The sequence below is a fragment of the Amycolatopsis australiensis genome (assembly GCF_900119165.1).
Classification (GTDB): Bacteria; Actinomycetota; Actinomycetes; order Mycobacteriales; family Pseudonocardiaceae; genus Amycolatopsis; species Amycolatopsis australiensis.
In genome coordinates, this window is sequence record NZ_FPJG01000006.1 from 7,586,215 (window position 1) to 7,607,129 (window position 20,915).

At 72.2% G+C, this 20,915-nt stretch carries 22 protein-coding genes; 9 read left to right on the forward strand and 13 right to left on the reverse strand.

Annotated elements, in window-relative coordinates:
* Positions 1-38 precede the first annotated feature (38 nt).
* The 6 genes from BT341_RS36135 to BT341_RS36160 form a co-directional block, all read right to left on the reverse strand.
* A complete protein-coding gene (locus BT341_RS36135) occupies positions 39-638 on the reverse strand; it encodes an Rv1733c family protein (RefSeq protein WP_072480490.1) in 600 nt (199 codons plus the stop codon).
* 159 nt (positions 639-797) lie between these two features.
* Positions 798-1,337: a 3-hydroxy-9,10-secoandrosta-1,3,5(10)-triene-9,17-dione monooxygenase reductase subunit gene (gene hsaB, locus BT341_RS36140; protein ID WP_072480491.1), complete on the reverse strand. Its 540-nt coding sequence runs from the start codon at positions 1,335-1,337 to the stop codon at positions 798-800.
* A complete protein-coding gene (hsaC, locus tag BT341_RS36145) occupies positions 1,334-2,245 on the reverse strand; it encodes an iron-dependent extradiol dioxygenase HsaC (RefSeq protein WP_072480492.1) in 912 nt (303 codons plus the stop codon). Before hsaC ends, hsaB begins: the two co-directional genes overlap by 4 nt.
* Positions 2,245-3,087 carry a 4,5:9,10-diseco-3-hydroxy-5,9,17-trioxoandrosta-1(10),2-diene-4-oate hydrolase gene (gene hsaD, locus BT341_RS36150; RefSeq protein WP_177328980.1) on the reverse strand — a complete coding sequence of 281 codons (843 nt, stop codon included), beginning with the start codon at positions 3,085-3,087 and terminating at the stop codon, positions 2,245-2,247. The genes hsaC and hsaD overlap by 1 nt, the downstream gene beginning before the upstream one ends.
* Positions 3,087-4,250: a 3-hydroxy-9,10-secoandrosta-1,3,5(10)-triene-9,17-dione monooxygenase oxygenase subunit gene (hsaA, locus tag BT341_RS36155; protein WP_072480494.1), complete on the reverse strand. Its 1,164-nt coding sequence runs from the start codon at positions 4,248-4,250 to the stop codon at positions 3,087-3,089. The genes hsaD and hsaA overlap by 1 nt, the downstream gene beginning before the upstream one ends.
* A gap of 33 nt (positions 4,251-4,283) precedes the next feature.
* Positions 4,284-5,885: an FAD-binding protein gene (locus tag BT341_RS36160; RefSeq protein WP_072480495.1), complete on the reverse strand. Its 1,602-nt coding sequence runs from the start codon at positions 5,883-5,885 to the stop codon at positions 4,284-4,286.
* A 99-nt stretch (positions 5,886-5,984) separates the two neighbouring features.
* Here BT341_RS36160 and kstD point away from each other — a divergent pair, with 99 nt between their 5' ends.
* The 6 genes from kstD to BT341_RS36190 are packed head-to-tail and all read left to right on the forward strand — an operon-like array spanning position 5,985 to position 11,423.
* Positions 5,985-7,649 carry a 3-oxosteroid 1-dehydrogenase gene (gene kstD / locus BT341_RS36165; RefSeq protein WP_072480496.1) on the forward strand — a complete coding sequence of 555 codons (1,665 nt, stop codon included), beginning with the start codon at positions 5,985-5,987 and terminating at the stop codon, positions 7,647-7,649.
* The gene (locus BT341_RS36170; protein ID WP_072480497.1) at positions 7,646-8,782 is read left to right on the forward strand and encodes a 3-ketosteroid-9-alpha-monooxygenase, oxygenase component; all 1,137 of its coding nucleotides are present in this window, start codon (positions 7,646-7,648) and stop codon (positions 8,780-8,782) included. The genes kstD and BT341_RS36170 overlap by 4 nt, the downstream gene beginning before the upstream one ends.
* A complete protein-coding gene (locus BT341_RS36175; RefSeq protein ID WP_072480498.1) occupies positions 8,779-9,036 on the forward strand; it encodes a hypothetical protein in 258 nt (85 codons plus the stop codon). The genes BT341_RS36170 and BT341_RS36175 overlap by 4 nt, the downstream gene beginning before the upstream one ends.
* A complete protein-coding gene (locus tag BT341_RS36180; RefSeq protein ID WP_072480499.1) occupies positions 9,029-10,057 on the forward strand; it encodes a ferredoxin--NADP reductase in 1,029 nt (342 codons plus the stop codon). The genes BT341_RS36175 and BT341_RS36180 overlap by 8 nt, the downstream gene beginning before the upstream one ends.
* An 8-nt stretch (positions 10,058-10,065) precedes the next feature.
* Positions 10,066-10,914 (forward strand): MaoC/PaaZ C-terminal domain-containing protein, encoded by an 849-nt coding sequence (locus BT341_RS36185; RefSeq protein WP_072480500.1) that lies wholly within the window; start codon positions 10,066-10,068, stop codon positions 10,912-10,914.
* 56 nt (positions 10,915-10,970) lie between these two features.
* A complete protein-coding gene (locus tag BT341_RS36190) occupies positions 10,971-11,423 on the forward strand; it encodes a riboflavin kinase (protein WP_072480501.1) in 453 nt (150 codons plus the stop codon).
* A gap of 63 nt (positions 11,424-11,486) precedes the next feature.
* On the opposite strand, the gene BT341_RS36195 is transcribed toward BT341_RS36190, so the two are convergent.
* From BT341_RS36195 to BT341_RS36220, 6 genes are all read right to left on the reverse strand, one after another.
* On the reverse strand, positions 11,487-12,038 hold the full coding sequence (locus BT341_RS36195; protein WP_072480502.1) for a DUF5134 domain-containing protein: 552 nt from the start codon (positions 12,036-12,038) through the stop codon (positions 11,487-11,489).
* Between the two features lie 89 nt (positions 12,039-12,127).
* On the reverse strand, positions 12,128-13,297 hold the full coding sequence (locus tag BT341_RS36200; RefSeq protein ID WP_072480503.1) for a lipid-transfer protein: 1,170 nt from the start codon (positions 13,295-13,297) through the stop codon (positions 12,128-12,130).
* Complete coding sequence (locus BT341_RS36205; protein WP_072480504.1) at positions 13,294-13,680, reverse strand: MaoC family dehydratase; 387 nt, start codon at positions 13,678-13,680, stop codon at positions 13,294-13,296. Before BT341_RS36205 ends, BT341_RS36200 begins: the two co-directional genes overlap by 4 nt.
* Entirely contained in the window at positions 13,677-14,594 is a 918-nt protein-coding gene (locus tag BT341_RS36210) for a bifunctional MaoC family dehydratase N-terminal/OB-fold nucleic acid binding domain-containing protein (RefSeq protein WP_072480505.1), read from the reverse strand. Before BT341_RS36210 ends, BT341_RS36205 begins: the two co-directional genes overlap by 4 nt.
* Complete coding sequence (locus BT341_RS36215) at positions 14,591-15,745, reverse strand: acyl-CoA dehydrogenase family protein (RefSeq protein ID WP_072480506.1); 1,155 nt, start codon at positions 15,743-15,745, stop codon at positions 14,591-14,593. Before BT341_RS36215 ends, BT341_RS36210 begins: the two co-directional genes overlap by 4 nt.
* A gap of 4 nt (positions 15,746-15,749) precedes the next feature.
* Positions 15,750-16,799, reverse strand: a complete 1,050-nt coding sequence (locus BT341_RS36220) for an acyl-CoA dehydrogenase family protein (RefSeq protein ID WP_072480507.1) — start codon at positions 16,797-16,799, stop codon at positions 15,750-15,752.
* Between the two features lie 89 nt (positions 16,800-16,888).
* On the opposite strand from BT341_RS36220, the gene BT341_RS36225 reads away from it, so the two are divergent.
* On the forward strand, positions 16,889-17,725 hold the full coding sequence (locus BT341_RS36225; protein WP_072480508.1) for an alpha/beta fold hydrolase: 837 nt from the start codon (positions 16,889-16,891) through the stop codon (positions 17,723-17,725).
* A gap of 13 nt (positions 17,726-17,738) precedes the next feature.
* The gene (locus BT341_RS36230) at positions 17,739-18,236 is read left to right on the forward strand and encodes a nitroreductase family deazaflavin-dependent oxidoreductase (protein ID WP_072480509.1); all 498 of its coding nucleotides are present in this window, start codon (positions 17,739-17,741) and stop codon (positions 18,234-18,236) included.
* On the opposite strand, the gene BT341_RS36235 is transcribed toward BT341_RS36230, so the two are convergent.
* Positions 18,220-19,605 (reverse strand): WS/DGAT/MGAT family O-acyltransferase, encoded by a 1,386-nt coding sequence (locus BT341_RS36235; RefSeq protein ID WP_072480510.1) that lies wholly within the window; start codon positions 19,603-19,605, stop codon positions 18,220-18,222. The two genes, BT341_RS36230 and BT341_RS36235, sit on opposite strands and share 17 nt — an antisense overlap.
* A gap of 64 nt (positions 19,606-19,669) precedes the next feature.
* Between BT341_RS36235 and BT341_RS36240 the strand changes: the two genes are divergently transcribed.
* Positions 19,670-20,905, forward strand: coding sequence for an alpha/beta hydrolase (locus tag BT341_RS36240; RefSeq protein ID WP_072480511.1), 1,236 nt, complete (start codon positions 19,670-19,672; stop codon positions 20,903-20,905).
* Positions 20,906-20,915: the final 10 nt, after the last annotated feature.

Sequence of the window (20,915 nt, forward strand, 5' to 3'; positions counted from 1 at the left end):
ATCGCGGACCCGGACCAGGCGAAACGGACGAAGGCCGATCAGAACCGGCTGTCGTGCCGCGCTTGCGCCCACGCGCGGTCCCACGCCGCCGCGTGCAGGCGGCTCACCACCAGCCGGACGGCGCCGTACAGGCCCAGCAGCGCGCCCGTGATCGCGACCCACAGCAGGATCGCCGCGAAGATGCCGTCCGCTGCCGACGTCGACGGCGTGAGCGGTTCGCTCGTCAGCTCGCCGCGCTGGTCGAGCCACACCGGGACCTGCGTGCCCGCCGGGCTGCCCGCGTCCGCGAGGACGTCACCCGTGTGGCGGGTGCCGCGGGCGTCGAACCACGCCGCGCGGACCGTCGTCTGGTCGGCCGGGGCGCCGGCGCCGTCGGTGCTGTAGGACTGGCTGGGTGCCGCGGTCAGCGAGACCGCCGTCGCCGGGTGGCGGGTGGTGCGCTCCTGCTCGGCGCGGGCGGTCTGGGCCGCGTAGGTGTCCGAGCCGAACGCCGCCGCGAACGGGAGGGCCAGCAGCGCGCCGGCGAACACCAGGACGAGCAGCGCCGCCTCGACGCGGTCGCCCAACCGGGCCAGCGGGTTGCGGCCGGGGTGCAACCGGCGCCGGAACCGGGCGATCCGTCCGCTGGGCCCACGCATGCGCGACTCACTCCTCCCCGGGAAAACGTCATCTCGATAACAGTGTGCGCGCGGGGCTCGACTTTTTCTCGTCAATGGGATGCGGCCCACCTGTGAACCGGTGCACAACCACCCGGTCGCGCCAACTCGCCGCGATCGGCGATCACGCAGCGTCAGAGATCAGAGCCAGTCATCGGGACGCGGCCACGGCATCAACGCCGCAAGCGCGTCCCGCGCCGGCTCGGTGACCGCGTACCGGCCGCGGTGGAACAGCAGCGGCCGCGCGTCCGAGGGCGCGCCCAGCGCCGTGACCCGGCCGATCACGACGTAGTGGTCCCCCGCCTCGTGGACGGCTTCCAGCGCGCAGTCGATCCAGGTCAGCGCGCCCTCGAGGAGCGGGGCGCCCGACGGCGCCGGCGTCCAGCGAAACCGGGCGAACTTGTCTTCGCCGCGGGCGCCGAACACCGCGCTGACCTCCTGCTGGTCCTCGGCCAGCACGTTGACCGCGAACCGGCCCGCCGCGGCCAGCACCGGCCACGTCCGTGAGGTCTTCGCCGGACAGAACAGCACCAGCGGCGGATCGAGCGACAGCGCGGCGAACGACTGGCAGGCGAACCCGGCGAGCGTGTCGCCGTCGCGGCCGGTGATCACCGTGACGCCCGTGCAGAAGTGCCCGAGCACGCTGCGGAACTCGGTCCGGCCGACCGCCACGGACGTCATGCGCCCGGGGGCCGCGCGCCGACCGAGAAGTCGTGGCCCCACAGGGAAACCGCGGTGCTCTCGCGCGCGATCCAGTTGTCGTCGTCGACCTGGCGGCCTTCGCAGCCGAACTCGACGTCGAAGCCGCCGGGGGTCTTCATGTAGAACGACAGCATCAGGTCGTTGACGTGCCGGCCGAGCGTGGCCGACAGCGGCACCTTGCGCCGGATCGCGCGGTCGAGGCACAGGCCGACGTCGTCGGTGTTCTCCACCTCGACCATCAGGTGCACGATCCCGCTCGGCGTCGGCATCGGCAGGAACGCCAGGCTGTGGTGGCGCGGGTTGCAGCCGAAGAACCGCAGCCACGCGGGCGGGCCGTCGGCCGGACGCCCGACCAGCTGCGGCGGCAGGCGCATCGAGTCGCGCAGCCGGAAGCCGAGGACGTCCCGGTAGAACCGCAGCGACGCCTCGTCGTCCGTCGTGGACAACACGACGTGCCCGAGACCCTGCTCGCCGGTGACGAACTTGTGGCCGTACGGGCTCACGACCCGCCGGTGCTGCAGCGCGACGCCGTGGAACACCTCCTGGGTGTTGCCGGACGGGTCGTCGAAGCTGATCAGCTCGTCGACGCGCCGGTCGGTCAGCTCCTCCGGCGTGCCTTCCTTGTACGGCACCGACGCACTGTCCAAACGGGACCGCAGCTCGGCCAGGTCACCCGCGTTGGCGACCTCCCAGCCGGTGACCGCCAAGCGGTCCGCCGAGCCGGGCGCGATGACCAGCCGGGCGGGGAAGTCGTCCATGCGCAGGTAGAGCGCGTCCGGGTCGGTGCCGCTGCCTTCGACCATGCCGAGCACCTTGAGCCCGTACTCGCGCCAGGCCGCCATGTCGGTGGCTTCGATGCGGAGGTAGCCCAGTGACCGGATGCCCATCAGGAACTCCCGAGGAAGTCGAGGGCCAGCCGGTTGAACTCGTCGAACTTCTCCAGCTGGGCCCAGTGCCCGCAGCCGCCGAACACGTGCAGCTGCGCGCGGGGGATGGTTTTCAGGGCCAGCAGCGCGCCGTCCAGCGGGTTGACGCGGTCCTCGCGTCCCCAGACCAGCAGCACGCGCTGGCGGAGGCGGTGGGCTTCGCGCCAGAGCAGGCCTTCTTCGTAGGTGCCCGGCTGCGCGAACGACATGCCCATGGCCCGCATGGCGGCCAGCGACTCCGGGGTGTTCGCCGCGGCGAAGCGCTCGTCGATCAGTTCGTCGGTGATCAGCGACTGGTCGTGGACCATGATCCGCAGGAACGCTGCCATGCGTTCGCGGGACGGTTTCGCGGCGAACCGGCCGAGGTTCTTGACCCCTTCGGTCGGGTCGGGCGCGAAGACGTTGACGCTCAGGCCGCCCGGCCCCATGAGGACGAGCCGCCCGGCCCGCTTGCCGTGGTTCAGCGCCAGCCGGACCGCCGCTCCCCCGCCCAGCGAATTGCCGACGAAGTGGGCGCGTTCGACGCCGAGGGCGTCCATCAGGCCGACGACGGCGTCCGCGCTGTGCCGGAAGTACTGCGGGTGCTCGGCAGGCTTGTCCGACCGGCCGAAGCCGGGCTGGTCGACGGCGATCGTGCGGTAGTGCTTGGCGAACACCGGCAGGTTGCGCCCGAAGTTGCTCCACGCGGACGCGCCGGGCCCGCCGCCGTGCAGCAGGATCACCGTCTCGGCGTGCTCGGCGCCGGCCTCGTGGTAGTGCAGGTCCAGACTGCCCGCTCGGACGTACTTGCCTTCCGGAGCCATCAGTACATCGCATTCTCGACGGGGAGCCCGAAGGCGCCGGTGCCGAACATGACGTACGCGCGTTCGGCGTCGTTCGCCGCGTGGACGCGGCCCGCGTGCGCGTCGCGCCAGAAGCGCTGGATCGGCGTACCGCGCTGGATCGCGCGGCCGCCGGAGTTCTCGAAGAGCCGGTCGATCGCGGCGATCGCGCGTTCGGTGCCGCGCACCTGGTCACGCCGGACGCGCAGCCGAAGGTCGGTCGGGAGCCGCTCCTCGCGCTTGGCCAGCTCGTACAGCTCGTCGATGTTGCGGGTCAGCTGCAGCCAGGCCGCGTCGATCTCGCTGGCCGCCTCGGCTATCCGCACCTTGGCGAACGGGTCCTCTTTGGACTGTTCACCGGCGTACGCCGCCCGCACGCGCTTGCGCTGGTGCTCGACGTGCGCGTCGTAGGCACCTTGGGCCATGCCGATGATCGGCGCGGTGATCGTCGTCGGGTGCACCGAGCCGTACGGCAGCCGGTACAGCGGACCGGGGTTCACGGCTTGGCCCGGCACCTTGCACTTCGACGTCGCGATGAAGCTCAGCGCCCGGTGCTGCGGCACGAAGACGTCCTCGACCACGATGTCGTTCGAGCCGGTGCCGCGCAGGCCGACCGTGTCCCAGACGTCCACGATCGCGTAGTCCGCGATCGGCAGCAGGTAGGTGCAGAAGTCGACCGGCTTGCCGCCGGAGAACGCGGGGCCGCCGAGCAGCACCCACGTGCAGTGGCCGGAGCCGGAGGAGAAGCTCCAGCGGCCGGAGAGCCGGTAGCCGCCGTCGACGACCTCCGCCTTGCCCATCGGGGCGTATGACGAGGAGATCCGCACGTCTTCGTCCTCGCCCCAGACCTCCTGCTGGGCCTGCGCGTCGAACAACGCGACGTGCCACGGGTGGACGCCGAGGATGGACGCGACCCAGCCGGTGGACCCGCACGCGCTCGCGATCAGCTTGACCGCGGTGTAGAAGCTCACCGGGTCGGTTTCGAGGCCACCGAAGGACTTCGGCTGCAGCATCTTGAAGAACCCGGTCTCCTGCAGGGCCTTGACGGACTCGTCGGGGACGTTCCGCGCGTCCTCGGTGTCCTGGGCCCGTTCCCGCAGGACCGGCAGGAGGTCCCGGACCCCGGCGATCACCTGCTCGCTCATGCGCAAGTTCCTCTCCTCGTCACTGCCGCAAGACTAGAACACGTTCTCGTTTTTGTCGAGAACGCCCTGCGCCAGGGCACTGTTGATCCCCGCCCTGCGGCCGGAAAACACGCAGTCGGCCAGGGACAACCCGCTCACGTAGGACCTGGAACAGATTCCCACCGCGGTGCGGCCGGCGGCGTACAGCCCGGGGATCGGCACCCCAGCCGTGCTCCGCACCGCGCCGGTGTCCTCGTCCACGACCAGGCCGCCGAGGGTCAGCATCGGCGTGGGATAGCCGAGGTTGGGCCGCACGGAGATGTCGATGAGCGAGAACGGCGGGGTCTCCAGCCGCCGCCGGAATTCGCCGGGCTTGCCGGTGGGGTCGTGGTCGCCGTGGTAGGCCTCGACGCTCGCGCGCAGGCCCGCGGCGTCGATTCCGGCCTTGCGCGCGACCTCGTCGAGCGTCCGGCCGACCACGCGGCCGCGGCGCAGCAGGTACCGCAGCTGCAGCCACTGGAACCACTGGCTCTGCGCGCGGCCGTCCCGCCGCGCCTGCGCGACGATCGGCGCGTCGACGAGCAGCCAGCCCTTGCCGTCGTGCTCTTCGATGAGCTTCTCGCCGACGGCGGCGCCGTAGCGGGACTCGTCGATCACCCGGTGTCCCCCGGCGTCGACGATGATCCCGCCGAGGAACGCGCTGGGCGGTGTCACGAACCGCCACGCGGAGATCCGGCCCAGTCCGCCGGTCGCGGCCCCGGCTTCGACGCCGAGCCGGATGCCCGAGCCGTCGTCGGCCGACGTGCCGAGCGCGAGCCCGCCGCGGTACTTCGGCGCGTGCTCGCGGACCATCTCGCGGTTCGCGATGAACCCGCCCGCGGCGAGCACGACGCCGCGCCGGGCGGTGATCCGCAGCTCCCGGCCGTGCGCGCGTTCGAAGCGCTCGACCCGCCGGTGCAGGGACTTGCGCAGCGACGGCACGTAGATGCCGGGCTTCGCGGCGTACTGCGCGAAGCGCTGGTGCCGGGCCCGCACGCCCGCGGGAGCGCCGGAAAGCGTGTCGGCGACGAGCCCGGTGACCCGGCCCTCGTCGTCGCGGACCAGCGCCCGCCCGGTCGTCTGGGTCAGCACGCGGACACCGCGGGCGCGCACGGCTTCGTTGAGGCGCGTCATCAGCATCTTTCCCGAGGTACCCGGCCCCTTGACGCGGTGGCCGCGCGGCGCGGGCTTCGCCGCCTCCCGGAAGCCGCCCGCGGCCTCGCTGCCGGAGTAGTACAGGTAGTGCGCGTCGCTCGGATACGACGTCTTGTACGGGCACAGGCTGCCTTCGAACGGCACGCCGTTGCCCTCCAGCCAGGTGATCATCTCGCGGCTGCCCTCGCAGAACCGCCGCAGCGTCGCCTCGGAGACGACGTCGCCGGCCTCCCGGCGCAGGTAGGCGTACATCGCGTCGACGGAGTCGTCGACGCCCGCGTCGAGCTGCTGGGCGGTGCCGCCGCCCGCGTAGACCACGCCCCCGCTGACCGCGCTCGCGCCTCCGCCGGCGAACCGCTCGACGATGACGACGTCGGCGCCCGCGTCGGCCGCTTCGAGGGCGGCGCAGGCGCCGGCCGCCCCGAACCCCACGATGACCACGTCCGCGACGAGTTCGTCCATGGTCGTCACCCTAGAACTGAAACACGTTCTCGTCTATGGTGACCGAAAGCGGCTCTCAACTGGGTACTCTGTCCGTGGAACACGTTATAGTGAGGTGGCATGACGGAGCAGTTCGACGTCGTCGTGGTCGGCAGCGGCGCCGCCGGGATGACCGCCGCGCTGGCCGCGGCCCACCACGGCTTCAGCGTCGTCGTCCTCGAGAAGGCGGCCTGCTTCGGCGGCTCGACCGCGCGCTCCGGCGGCGGCGTCTGGCTGCCCGGCAACCACGCGCTGCGTGCCGCCGGGATCGACGAACCACCCGAGCGGGCGCGCGAGTACCTGGCCTCGATCGTCGGCGACGTCGTCCCGGCCGCCCGGCGCGACACGTTCCTCGACCACGGCCCCGAGGTGCTGAAGTTCGTCTGCGACCACACGCCGCTGAAGTTCCGCTGGGTCCGCGACTACAGCGACTACCACCCCGAGGCGCCCGGCGGGCGGCCCGGCGGCCGCTCGGTCGAGCCGGTCGCGCTCGACGGCAAGCTGCTCGGCGCCGAGCTGGCCCGCCTCGAGCCGCCGTACAGCGCGCCCCCGCTGGGCGTGCCGATCACCCAGGCGGACTACCGCTGGCTGAGCCTGCTCGCCCGGCACCCGCGCGGGGCCGTCCGGCTGCTGTCCCTGGGCCGGCAGTGGCTGGTGGGACGGCTGCGCGGGCAGCGGCTGCTGAGCATGGGGCAAGCGCTGGCGGCCGGGCTGCGGGCCGGCCTGGCCCGGGCCGGCGTCGAGGTCCGGCTGAACACGGCGCTGACCGACCTGGCCACCGAAGGCGACCGCGTCACCGGCGTCGTCACCGGCAACGGCGTCGTGCCCGCCCGGCGCGGGGTGATCCTGGCCAGCGGCGGGTTCGAGCGGAACCTCGAGATGCGCGAGAAGTACCAGCGGGCGCCGATCGGCGTCGACTGGACCGTCGGCGCGGCCGCCAACACCGGCGACGGCATCACCGCGGGCCTCAAGCTGGGCGCCGCGCTCGACCTGATGGACGACGCCTGGTGGGGCCCGACACTGCCGCTCACCGGCGGCCCGTGGTTCGCGCTGGCCGAACGGTCGCGGCCGGGCTGCGTCATGGTCGACGCGCGCGGCGAGCGGTTCGTCAACGAGTCGGCGCCCTACGTCGAGGCCGTCCACGCGATGTACGGCCCCGGCGACGGGCCGGGCGAGCACATCCCGACCTGGCTCGTCTTCGACCAGCGCTACAAGGACCGGTACATGTTCACCGGCATCGGGCCGCGTCAGCCGCTGCCCGGCCGCTGGTTCAAGGCCGGGATCGCGGCGAAGTCGTCGACACTGGCCGGGCTGGCGGCGAAGATCGGCGTCCCGGCCGACGCCCTCGAAGCCACGGTGACGCGGTTCAACGGCTTCGCGCGCCGGGGCGTCGACGAGGACTTCCACCGCGGGGCCAGCCGGTACGACCACTACTACGGCGACCCGCGCAACAAACCCAACCCCAGCCTCGGTCCCCTCGACAAGGCGCCGTTCTACGCGGTGAAGATCGTGCCGGGCGACCTCGGGACCAAGGGCGGCCTGCGCACCGACGAGCACGCCCGGGTCCTGCGCGAGGACGGCTCGGTGGTGCCCGGGTTGTTCGCGGCGGGCAACGTCAGCGCGGCCGTGATGGGCCGGACGTACGCCGGGCCCGGCGCGACCATCGGGCCCGCCATGGTGTTCGGCTACCTTGCGGCCACGCGGCTGGCGCACGAAGATCAAGCCACCACGGGAGGGCAGCGATGACGCAGGATTCGGTACGCACCATCCACGCCGGTGAGCCGCCGACCCGGTTCGCGCGCGGCTGGCACTGCCTCGGCCTGGCCGATCGGTTCCGCGACGGGAAACCCCACGCCGTCACGGCGTTCGGCACCAAGCTGGTGGTGTGGGCGGACTCCGGCGGGCAGCTGCGCGTGCTCGACGGCTACTGCCGCCACATGGGCGGCGACCTCACCCAGGGCACGGTCAAGGGCGACGAGGTGGCCTGCCCGTTCCACGACTGGCGCTGGAACGGCAACGGCAAGTGCGTCTCGATCCCCTACGCCAAGCGGGTCCCGCTGCGCGCGCGGACGCGGTCGTGGACGGCGACGGAACAGAACGGCCAGCTGCTCGTCTGGCACGACCCGGAGGGCAACCCGCCGCCGCCGGAGCTGGCGATCCCGCGGATCGAGGCCGCCTACAGCGACGAGTGGAGCAGCTGGACCTGGGACGAGATCTTCATCGACGGCTCCAACTGCCGGGAGATCATCGACAACGTCGTCGACATGGCCCACTTCTTCTACATCCACTACGCCTACCCGACGTACTTCAAGAACGTGTTCGAGGGGCACATCGCCACGCAGTACCTCAACACGAAAGGCCGCCCGGACATGGGCATGGCGTCCAACTACGGCGGCGAGGACAACCTGCTGCGGTCCGAAGCGTCGTACTTCGGGCCGTCGTACATGATCAACAAGCTGGTGAACTCGTTCCAGGGCTACGAAATCGAAAGCGTGCTCATCAACTGCCACTACCCGGTGACGCCGACGTCGTTCGTGCTGCAGTACGGCATGAAGGTGAAGAAGCAGCACGGGATCACCGGCGAGCACGCGGACAAGATCGCCGCGAAGCTGGCGAAGGGCATCGGCGCCGGGTTCCTGCAGGACGTCGAGATCTGGAAGCACAAGACCCAGATCGACAACCCGCTGCTGTGCGAAGAGGACGGCCCGGTCTACCAGCTGCGCCGCTGGTACCAGCAGTTCTACGTCGACGTCGCCGACGTCACCGAGGACATGACGCGGCGGTTCGAGTTCGAGGTGGACACCACGAAGGCCAACGAGGCGTGGGCGGCCGAGGTGGCGGAGAACCTGGCCCGGCGGAAGGCCGAGGCGGAAGTGTGACCACCGCCGAGCAGACCGAGTTCCTGTCGGGCGGGATGCGGCCGCACGAGTGCCGCAGCTGCGGAACCCGCGTGCTGGTGAAGAAGAACAGCATCCAGCACACGAGCATCCAGTGGACGTCCCGGCCCGCCGACACCTGCCCGGTGTTCGCCGGCGCCGACGGCCCGAGCGCGTTGCTCGACTCGTGCCCGAAACTGGCCGGCAGCATCGCCGACGCGGTGCGCGAAGGCACGCTGGCGGTGGCCGATGGCTGAGCGGGTCTACACGCTGACGGTTGCCGACGTCGTCGTCGAGACACCCGACACGCGGTCGGTCGTCTTCGACGTCCCGTCCGAGCACGCCGAGGCGTTCCGCTATTCCGCCGGGCAGTTCCTGACCCTGAAGATCCCCAGCGACCGGACGGGTTCGGTGGCGCGGTGCTATTCGCTGTCGAGCGCGCCGCACGAGAACCGCGTGCAGGTTACGGTCAAGCGGACCGACGGCGGGTACGGGTCGAGCTGGATCTGCTCGTCCCTCAAGCCCGGGATGCGGGTCGACGTCCTGGCCCCGGCCGGGGTGTTCTGCCCCGCGTCGGTGGACGAGGACTTCCTGCTCTTCGCCGGCGGCAGCGGGATCACGCCGGTCATCGCGATCCTGAAGACGGCGCTGGAGACCGGCTCGGGCCGGGTCGTCCTCCTCTACGCGAACCGCGACGAGCGTTCGGTCATCTTCGCGGGCGAACTGGCGTCGCTGGCGAAGCGCTACGGCGACCGGCTCGTCGTCGTGCACTGGCTGGAGAGCGTCCAGGGGCTCCCGGACGTCGCGCAGCTGCGGGGACTGGCGTCGGCCTATACGTCGTACGAGGCGTTCCTGTGCGGGCCTGCGCCGTTCATGGCGGCCGTGCGGGAAGCGCTCGGGCAGCTCGGGGTGCCGCGGGAGCGGGTGCACGTCGAGAAGTTCACGTCGCTGACCGGGAATCCGTTCGAAGACGTCGTCGAAGAAGAGCAGCCTTCCGACGAAGCACCCGCCTCGCTGACGGTGTCACTGGACGGCGAGACGCGCTCGATGGCGTGGCCACGGCAGCGGAAGCTGCTCGACCAGCTGCTGGACGCGGGGATGGACGCGCCCTACTCGTGCCGCGAGGGACAATGCAGCGCGTGCGCGTGCCGGGTCGTCTCGGGCGAGGTGAAGATGCTGCACAACGAGGTCCTGGACGCCGAGGACATCGCCGACGGCATCGTGCTGGCCTGCCAGTCGCTGCCGGTCACCGACGAGGTCTCGATCAGCTACGAATAGGAGCCCGCGTGCCCATCAACCCCGACGTCGCGATCGGCGCCGAGATCGGCGAGGTGAGCTTCGCCTGGACGTCGTCGGACGTGCTGCTCTACCACCTGGCCCTCGGCGCGGGGCCGGCCGAGCTGCGCTACACCTACGAGCGGGACCTGGTGGTGCTGCCGACGTTCGCGACGGTCGCGGCGAACCTGCGCGTGTTCGAGCCGCCGGCGGTGTCGTTCCCCGGCATCGAGATCGACCTGGCGAAGGTCCTGCACGGCAAGCAGGAGATCACCCTGCACCGGCCGATCCCCACCTCCGGGAAGGCGGTGGCGCGCTCGCGGGTCGCGGACGTCTTCGACAAGGGCAAGGCGGCGGTCGTGGTCCAGGAGGTGGCGGTCACGTCGTCGGCCGGCGATCCACTGTGGACGGCCCGGTCCAGCATCTTCGCCCGCGGCGAAGGCGGTTTCGGCGGCTCGCGGGGGCCGTCCGACCGGATCGGGTGGCCGTCACGCGCGCCGGACTTCGTCTTCGAGACCCCGACGCTGCCGCAGCAGGCGCTGCTGTACCGGCTGTGCGGCGACCGGAACCCGCTGCACGCCGACCCGTCGTTCGCCCGCGCGGCCGGGTTCGAGCGGCCGATCCTGCACGGGCTGTGCACGTACGGGATCGTCGCGCGGGTGCTGGTGAACGAGCTCCTCGACGGCGACCCGGCGCGCGTGGCGTCGTTCGGGGCCAAGTTCGCCGGGGTCGTGTTCCCGGGCGAGACGCTGCGGATCCGGGTGTGGCGCGAGGACGGCAGGCTGCTGGTGACGACGTCGGCGGCCGAGCGGGACGACGCGCCGGTGCTGGCGGACACGGTGCTGGTGTCCACGATCTGATCCGGTGCGCGGCCGCCCGCTACCGTGGTGGGGAGACCTCGGGAGGACGGAAGACGATGCCGGAATACTTCGTGGTGCGCGGCACGGTCGAGCCGGGCGACCAGCGGGGCCGTGAGCTGGGCTTTCCCACGGCGAACATCGCGCTGCGGGACCAGGCGGGCTCGCTCGGCGACGGGGTGTGGGCGGGCTGGGCCGGCCGCGCGGACGGCTCCCGCGTGCCCGCGGCGATCTCGGTCGGCCGCCGCCCGACGTACTACGGCGCGGACGGCTACCGGCTGCTGGAGGCCCACCTGCTGGACTTCAGCGGCGACCTCTACGGCGAGACGCTCGTGGTGTGGCTCGGATCGCACCTGCGTGACCAGGAGAAGTACTCCTCGGCGGAGGACCTGATCACAGCGCTGAAGAACGACATCGCGGCGGCGGCCCAGTGGACGGCGGACCACCCGGCGGCCGCGCTGCCGGAGCCGGGCGAGAGCGCACCGGGCGAGGTCCGCCGGATCGCGGGCTGAGCAGTCTGCCGCCGCGGTCGTGAGTGAGAAACAGGGTTCCGCCCCGGTTTCCCACTCACGACGTCAAAGGGCCGAGGCCAGCAGCAGGTAGCCCATCCCGGCGCCCATCACCGCCCGGCACAGCGCGCGCGAAGCCTGGCCGGCCCCGGCCGGCGTCGGCACCGCCCCGCGGACCGCGACCACGCCGGTGCGGGCCGCGTCGAACACGAAGTAGGCCGCCGCCACCACCGCGACCAGCGGCAGCGCGAGCCGGGCCGTCATGCCCGGCATCGTCAGCCACGGGCCGTGGTCCATGCCACCGTGGGGCATCGCCGTGACCATGTAGAACATCGCCGCCGCGGACAGGGCGTGGTGCGCGCAGCCTGGGTCGCCTCGCCACCACGCGACCGCGAACCAGCCCGCCGTCAGCGCCAGCACCGCCTGCCAGCCGGCCGCCGGGATCGGACCGCCCACCGGCGACAGCATCGCCACCATCGCCACCACCAGCAGCAGCTCCGCGAGGTCACCGTGCCGCACCCGGTGCCCGAGCCGCCCGTAGTCGAGGCGGACGAGCCGCAGCACGCACGGCAGGGCCAGTCCGGCGAACAGCGCGGTGAGCACCCAGTCCACCAGCATCGCGACGCGGCCTCACTCTCCGTCGTGGATGGTGTCTCCACCGTGACAGCCACGACGGCCGGGCACCAGCCGTCAATGAGGTGACGCCGTCAATCACCCGTCAGGACCAGGCCGCTGGTCGGCACGCCGGTCCCGGCCGTGACCAGCACCCGGGATGCGCCGCCGACCTGGTTGACCGCCGTGCCGCGGATCTGCCGGACGCCCTCAGCGATGCCGTTCATGCCGTGGATGTACGCCTCGCCCAGCTGGCCGCCGTGCGGGTTGAGCGGCAGCACGCCGTCGAGCTCCAAGGCGCCGCCGGCGATGAAGTCCTTGGCCTCGCCGCGGCCGCAGAACCCCAGCTCCTCCAGCTGCATCAGCACGTACGGCGTGAAGTGGTCGTACAGCACGGCGACGTCCACATCGGACGGTCCGAAGCCGGACTGCGCCCACAGCTGCCGCCCGACGACGCCCATCTCCGGCAGCGCGGCCAGGTCGTCGCGGTAGTAGCTGGTCATCACGTACTGGTCCGGCCCGCTGCCCTGCGCCGCGGCGGCGATCACCGCCGGCGGGCGCGCCAGGTCGCGGGCCCGCGCCAGGCTCGTGACCACCAGGGCGACCCCGCCGTCGCTCTCCTGGCAGCAGTCGAGCAGGTGCAGGGGCTCGGCCACCCAGCGCGACGCCTGGTGCTCCGCCAGGGTGACCGGCCGCCCGTGAAACCACGCGTTCGGGTTGGTCGCCGCGTGCTTGCGGTCGATGACCGCGACGCGCCCGAAGTCCTCGCTCGTCGCGCCGTAGTCGTGCAGGTACCGCCGCGCGACCATGGCCACCGTCGCCGCCGGCGTCGCGATGCCCATCGGGTAGTGGAACGCGTTGTCGACGCCGGACGAGTTGACCTGCCCGGCCGCGGCCGGCGAGACCTGGCCGAAGCGCATCCCCGAGCGTTCGTTGAACGCCCGGTAGGCCACGACGACGTCCGCGACCCCGGTCGCCACCGCCATCGCGGCCTGCTGCACGGTCGCCGCCGCCGCGCCGCCCCCGTAGTGGACGCGGCTGAAGAACTTCAGCTCCGGGATGCCCAGCTCCCGCGCGACGGCGATCTCCGCGTTGCCGTCCATGGTGAACGACACCAGACCGTCCACATCGGAGGGAGACAGCCCGGCGTCGGCCAGCGCGTGGGTGATGCACTCCGCCGCCAGGCGCAGCTCGCTGCGTCCCGAGTCCTTCGAGAACTCCGTCGCGCCGATCCCGGCGATGGCCGCCTTGCCCGCGAGCGTCACGGCAGGGTCACCTCCACCGTGCCGGCGACGTGCTCGCCGAGGCTGTCCACTCCGGACACCGAGACGACGACGTCGTGGCCGTCGGCCGAGACCACGCGCCCGGTGAAGGTGAGCGTGTCGTAGGCGTAGCACGGCACGCCGAGCCGGATCTTGATCGACCGGATCAGCGCTTCCGGACCGGCCCAGTCCGAGACGAACCGCTGCACCAGCCCGGTGTCGGTGAGGATGTTGAGGAAGATGTCCTTCGACCCGCGGGCCACCGCCGAGTCGCGATCGTGGTGGACGTCCTGGAAGTCGCGGGTGGCGATGGCCGTGCTGACGACGAACGTCGGCGTCGCCTCGATCGTCAGCGGCGGCAGCTCGGTCCCTTCGGCGACGGTCATCGGGCCACCTTCCACGCGGGCAGGGTCAGCTCGTCGTCGACCCGGACGAACGCGGCGACCACCGGAAGTCCGATGCGGACCTCCTCCGGCGCGGCGCCGATCAGCTCCGCCATCAGGCGGACCCCCTCTTCCAGCTCCACCAGTGCGACCACGAACGGGAGTGCCTTGCCCGGCACGGGCGGGTGGTGGTGCACGACGTACGAGTACACCGTCCCCCGGCCGCTCGCCACGACGTAGTCCGGCTCGGTGTCCAGCGACCCGCCGGGCGGCATCGGGCCGGGCGGGTGGCGCAGCGTGTCCCCCCAGCGCTGGATCCGCAGTTCGCCTTCGCGCAGGCCGTCCCAGAAGAACTGCGTGTCCCGGCTGATCACCGGCCGCAGCACCGGCGCCGGCGGCGGCTCGGGCGCCGGCGGCCGGAACTTGAGGACGCGGAACATCATCTCCGCGACGGCTTCTTCCCCGGCGTACCAGGTCATCCGCGTGGTGACGAACCAGCCCTCGCCGAGCGCGGTCCGCTTCGGGCCGGCGACGCTTTCCAGCCGGGTCCGCGCCTCGACCTGCTCGCCGGGCCGCAGGTAGCGGTGGTAGGTCTGCTCGGAGTTGGTCGCGACGACCGAGGTGAACCCGGCCTCGTCGAGCAGCTCCATCATCAGGCCGAGCGGGTCGTCGGTCCCCCGCGGGACGTTCAGCCCGCCCATCGTCCACACCTGCGCCATCGCGGGTGGCGCGACCAGTCCCTTGTGGACGCTGCGCGCGGCGAACTCCGGGTCGGTGTAGACCGGGTTGGTGTCCCCGATCGCCTCGACCCAGTTGTTGATCATCGCCTGGTTCACCGGGTCGCGCGCCAGGCGTGGGGCGCACTCCCCGCGGGCGGCGATCTTTTCGGCGGCTTCGGTGATTTCCCGGTCGTTCATCGCGGCACCCTCGGCAGGCCCAGGCCGATCGAGGCGATCAGCTCCCGCTGGATTTCGCTGACCCCGCCGCCGAACGTCAGCACGATGTTGCGTTTCGCCGAGACGTCCAGCCAGTCCGCCAGCTCGGCGGTGTCCGGATCGGCCGGATCGCCGTGGCGCGCGACGAGCTCCTCGAGGTTCCGGCCGATCCGCTGGATCGCCTCGGAGCTGAACACCTTCGTCGCCGACGCGTCGGCCACCGCCACCGGCGCGGTCGCCGACGACACCGCGACCTGCCAGTTCAGCAGCTCGTTCACCCGCGTCACGGCCATCGCCTCGGCAAGCACGGCCCGCACGTCGGCCAGGTCCAGCAGGCCGTGCGCGGCGGCCCAGTCGCGCACGCGGCCGGCCATGCCGCCGATGCGCCCGGCCGGGCCGAGCATGACGCGCTCGTGGTTGAGCTGCGTCGTGATCAGCCGCCAGCCTTCGTTTTCCCGGCCCACCAGCCGGTTCGCCGGCACCCGGACGTCCGAGTAGTACGTCGCGTTGACGTGGTGCGCGCCGTCGCAGGTGATGATCGGCGTCCACGAGTAGCCCGGGTCGCTAGTGTCCACGATGAGGATGGAGATGCCCCTGTGCTTCGGCGCGTCCGGCGCGGTCCGCACGGCGAGCCAGACGTAGTCGGCGTCGTGGCCGCCGGTCGTGAAGATCTTCTGGCCGTTGACGACGTACTCGTCGCCGTCGCGCACGGCCGTGGTCCGCAGTGCCGCGAGGTCGGTGCCCGCCTCCGGCTCGGTGTAGCCGATGGCGAAGTGGATCTCGCCCGCCAGGATCTTCGGCAGGAAGAACGCCTTCTGCTCGTCCGTGCCGAACGCCTGCAGTGTCGGCCCGACCGTCTGCAACGTCACGGACGGCAGCTGCACGTCCGCGCGCGCCGCTTCGTCGACGAACAGGTGCTGTTCGATCTCGCCGAAGCCCCGGCCGCCGTATTCGACGGGCCAGCCGACGCCGAGCCGTCCGTCGCGGCCCATCCGGCGGACGATCTCGCGGAACACCGGCCCGTGCCGCTCGCGCCGCATGGCCTGGCGTTCCTCGGGGCTGATCAGCCCGGCGAAGTACTCGCGCAGTCCCGCGCGCAGTTCCCGTTGCGCCGCGGTCAGTTCGACGTGCATCCGCTCACCCCGCCACCCGGTCGCCGAGCCTGCCGAGCCGGTGCGCGGCGCCGCCGAGCGCCCGGCCGAGGTCCTTCACCGCCGAGGAAAACCGGTGCAGCGGGTACGTTTCGTCGACACCGACGCCGCCGTGCAGGTGGTGGCAGGTCGCGAGCGCCTTCGGGGCCTGCTCGGCGAGCCAGTAAGCGGCGACGTCCAGTTCGGCGTCCGCGTCGAGGCCGGAGGCCAGCCGCCACACCGCCGACGTCACGGCCAGGTGCACGGTCCGCGCGGCGACGTAGACGTCGGCGATCTGGCCGGCGACCGCCTGGAACGTCGCGAGCGGACGGCCGAACTGCGTGCGCTCGCCGACGTGCCGCACGGTCAGCGCCAGCGCGCCGGCGAGCAGCCCGTCGCCGAGCGCGAGGGCCCCGGCCACGGCGAACCGGTGCAGCGCCGCGACGGCACCCCGGTCACCCAGCAGACCGGTCTCCTCGACGGCGACGTCGTCGAGCCGGACGGTGCACTCCGGTGTGCCGGCGGAGTTGCGCGTCGGAAGCAGGGTGACGCCGTCGGCGCGGGGGTCCACCAGGTGGACGGCGGTGCCGTACGGAGTGGACACCGGCGTGAGGATCCGCGCGGCTTGCTCGGCGTACGGGACCGCGGTCTTCACGCCGCTGAGCAGCCAGCGGCCGCCGACGGCCCGGGCGGTGGCCGCGGGCTCGGCGGTCAGCGGAGCGGACGGCTCGTGCAGCGCCGCGGTGAGCAGTGCCTCCCCGGCGGCGACGGGCGGCAGAAGGTGCGCGCGCTGCGCGGGAGTGCCGAGCGTCTCGACCGGCAGGACACCGAGAGCCAGCGCGGCGTACGCGGGCACCGGCGCGGCGGCCCGGCCGACCTCGGTCAGCACCTGGGCGACTTCGGCGACGCCGAGTCCGTCGCCCTCCAGCTCCGGGGGCAGCGCCAGTGCCAGCAAGCCGGACGACGCCAGTGCGCGCCAAACGTCGTCGTCCGAGCCGAGCACTTTCGCGGTGAGTGCGGCGATCTCGGTCTGCGTATCGTCAAGGCTGAAGTCCACGCCTGTCCTCCGGATCGGGCGCAATAATGAAACCTGTTCTAGTCTTAGCCGGAAAGGGCGGGCACGGCAACCCCCGGAGGAGGAGCGGCATGGCGGCGACCCGGCGGCTGATCACCGTGCCGCCGACCGCCGGCGTGCCCGACCCCGTGCCGCTCGAGCTGCCCGGCCGCGGCCGGACGGTCGTCACCGACGTCGGCCCGCGGGACGCGCCGGCGCTCCTGCTGCTGCATTCGGTGGCCTGCACCGGCCTGCTGACCTGGTATCCGGCCCTCGACGGGCTGGCGCGGCACCACCGCGTCGTCGTGTTCGACCAGCGGTGGCACGGCCGGGGCATCCGGTCCCCGGAGTTCCGGCTCGCCGACTGCGCCGAGGACGTGACGGCGGTCGCGGACGCGCTCGGCATCGAGCGGTTCGCGCTCGCCGGGTACTCGATGGGCGGCATGGTCGCCCAGCTCGTCGCCCACGCGGAACCAGAACGTGTTACCGGGCTGGTGCTGTGCTCGACGGCGAGCAACTTCCGGCGCGGGCTGCGCCAGCGCGTCGCGCTCGACGTGTTCGGCCGGACGGTGCGGCAGCTGCGCGAGCGCGTGCGGATGCCGGCCGCGCCCGTCGCGGTGCCCCGCCGGCGCGTCGAGGACTACCGGTGGGGGCTGCGCGAGTTCCGGTCGACCACGCCGTGGGAGATCGCGGTCGCCGTCGACGAGATCGGCCGGTTCGACTCGACGCCGTGGCTGCCGGCGCTGCGGCTGCCCGCGGCGGTCGTCGTGACCGCCCGCGACCGGTTCATCGCCCCCGACCACCAGCGGTCACTGGCCCGCCGGATCCCGGGCGCGGCCACCTACGAGGTCGCCGCCGGGCACGCCGCCTGCGTGCTCGCCGCCGACCGGTGGGTGCCCGCCCTGCTCGCCGCGGTCGGTTCCCTTTGAGGAAGGAGTTCGGATGGGACGCTTCAGCTTGCCCGAGCGGAAACCCGGCGGCCTCGACTCGCCCGTGACGGCGAAGGTCATGAAGTACGCGGCGAAGGCCCAGGTGCGGGTCTTCCGGCTGACCGGCGGCCGGGTCGGCGGCCGGTGGCGGATCGGGGCGGGGTTCCGCAAGCCGGTCCCGACGCTGCTGCTGGAGCACCGCGGGCGCAGGTCGGGCCGGTTGTTCACCACGCCGTTGCTGTACCTGCGCGACGGCGAGGACGTCGTCATCGCCGGCTCGCAAGGCGGGCTGCCGCGGCACCCGCAGTGGTACTTCAACCTGCTGGCGCATCCGGAGACCCGCATTCACCTCGAAGGCCGCCGCGACGTCCCCGTCACCGCCCGGGTCGCCGGGCCCGCGGAACGCGCCGGGCTGTGGCCGCGGCTGGTCGAGCTGTACGCGGACTTCGCGAAGTACCAGGCCTGGACCGACCGGGAGATCCCCGTGGTGGTGCTCAGCCCGCGGCCTTGAGCAGCTGCTCGAGGGCTTCCGGCAGCGCGTCGGCCAGCGGCCACAGGTCCTTGACCAGCTCGCGGGCGCCCAGCAGGCCGACGTGCACCTTGCCCGCGTTGGACAGCACCGTGACGTTCAGCCCGGCGCCGTGGAAGACCGGGCCGAGCGGGTAGAGGCCGGTGATCCGCGCGCCGAGGAAGTACAGCGGCATCGGCGGGCCCGGCACGTTCGAGACGACGAGGTTGTGCACCACCGGGTGCTTCTCGGCCAGGCGCAGCGCCGAGTACGCGCGCACGGCGAGACCGAATGCCGTCGCCGCGGAGAACTGCGCCCAGTCCTGGAGCATGTCGGCGTCGATGTCGTAGTGGTGGTCCTTCGACAGCCGGTTGGCCTCGGCGAGGAAGAAGACCCGCGCGGCGGGGTCGGGCAGGTGCGTCGGCAGCGAAGCGAAGAACGCCGAAACCTTGTTGCTGCCGTGTTCGCGTTCGGTCCGGTCGTGCACCGAGACCGGAACCGTCGCCACCAGCGGGTCTTCGGGGAGCTCGCCACGGGCTTCGAGGAAGTCCCGCAGCGCGCCGGCGACGAGCGCGAGCACGACGTCGTTGACCGTGACCCCGAAGGCGTTCTTGACCTCCTTGATCTCGTCGAGGTCGAGCTGGGCGAACGCGACGCTGCGGTGCCCGGTGATCGTGCCGTTCAGCGAGGTCCTCGGCGCGGTGAACGGGACCGGCATCCCCTTGCCGCGCAAGGCTTTCCCGAGCCAGCGCGGGACGAGCTCCAGCAGGTCCGGCAGCAGCCGGGCGACTTCGGCCGGCCGTTTCGCGAAGTTCTCGACGCCGGAGCGGAGCAGGTCCAGCGGCGACGGCACCGCGGGGTTGCGAGGCTGCTCGACCACCGGCATCGGCGCGTCGGGGGCCAGGCCGGCGAGGTAGGTGATCAGGCTGGCCCCGCTCACCCCGTCGACGCTCGCGTGGTGCATCTTGAGCAGCACGGCGATCTGGCCGTCGGCCAGGCCTTCGATGACGTAGAGCTGCCACAGCGGGTGCGCGCGGTCGAGCTGCTGCCCGGCGATGTGCGCGCACAGCTCGGCCAGCTCGGCGCGGTCACCGGGGGCGGGCACGCCGATGCGGTGCACGTGGTGGTCGAGGTCGAAGTCCTCGTCCTCGACCCAGACCGGGTGCCCGATGTTCCAGAGCGGATTGTGCAGTTTGCGGCGGAACGCCGGGATCACCCGGACGCGTTCGTCGAGCTTTTCCTTGAGCTGGGCGAAGGTGTAGCCGCCGGGGACGGTGGAACCGTCGAGGGTGAGCAGCCCGCAGACGTGCAGGACCTGGGACGACGTCTCGAGGTACAGGAAGCTCGCGTCGAGGCCGCTCAATCTCTGCATGGCGCCAGGGTAAGCCACTTCCGGCACGCGGCGCGTCACCCTACTCGCCGGTATCATCACGCTGGTGCAGCCGAACTTCCTGATCCGCCGCGCGGTCCAGCTGGGCCTGACGGCGAACGCGCTCCGTCCGCTGCGGGCCCGGTCCACGACGATCCCGGCGTTCTTCGCCGGGTGGCTGACGGCGGAGCTGGCGCCGCAGTTCCTGGCGCTGACGCTGGCCGACGCGGCGGTGCACGTGGCCCGGCACGGTGCCGCCGACCGGTCGACGAAGGCGGGTCTCGCCATGGCGGCCGCGTCCACCGCCGGGCTGGCGTCGCTGATCCGGACGGGGCACGGCGCCCGCGAGGAGATCGAGAAGGCGCTGACGTCGGCGCTGGGCGAGGACTACGCGGCGGAGCTGGGCCGTTCGGACCTGGGTCTGCCGTGGGGCGAGCTGGTGCTGCCGTTCCGCATGGGAGCGCCGGACGTGCGGGTGGACCGCAACATCGCGTACGCCCCGGGCGGCAAGCGGTTCCTGCTGGACGTGTACCGGCCGGCTACGCCGGTGTCGGGAGCGCCGGTGCTGCTGCAGGTCCACGGCGGAGCGTGGGTGATCGGCAACAAGGAGGAGCAGGGCAGGCCCCTGATGCGCTACCTGGCCCGCCGAGGCTGGGTGTGCGTGGCGATCAACTACCCGCTGTCACCGGCCCACCGCTGGCCGGCGCACATCGTGGCGGCGAAGAAGGCACTGGCCTGGATCCGCGCGGAGATCACGTCGTACGGCGGAGACCCCAGGTTCGTGGCGGTGACGGGCGGCTCGGCGGGCGGCCACCTGTCGGCGTTGCTGGCGCTGTCCCAGAACGACCCGGCACTGCAGCCGGATTTCGAAGACGCGGACACGAGCATCCAGGCATGCGTCCCGCACTACGGGGTGTACGACTTCGCGGCGACGTCAGGCGCACCGGCGAGCAAGTACCGCCTGGAGAGCCTGATCGCGCGCCGGGTGTTCGCCCCCGACCGCGACCCGGTGAACCACCTGGACGACTACATAGCGGCATCCCCGCTGGACCGGATTTCGTCGGAGGCACCGCCGTTCTTCGTGATCCACGGCCGTGACGATTCGCTGGTCCCGGTTCGTGAAGCGAGGGAGTTCGTCCGGCGCCTGCGGGAGAAGTCCCGCAATCCGGTGGCGTATGCGGAGCTGACGGGGGCACAGCACGCGTTCGACGTGTTCACGTCGGTCCGGAGCGCGCACGTGGTCCGCGGCGTGGCACGGTTCCTGGACTTCACGTACAACGCGTGGAAGGCGGAGAACGGGTAGCCCGGGGCCC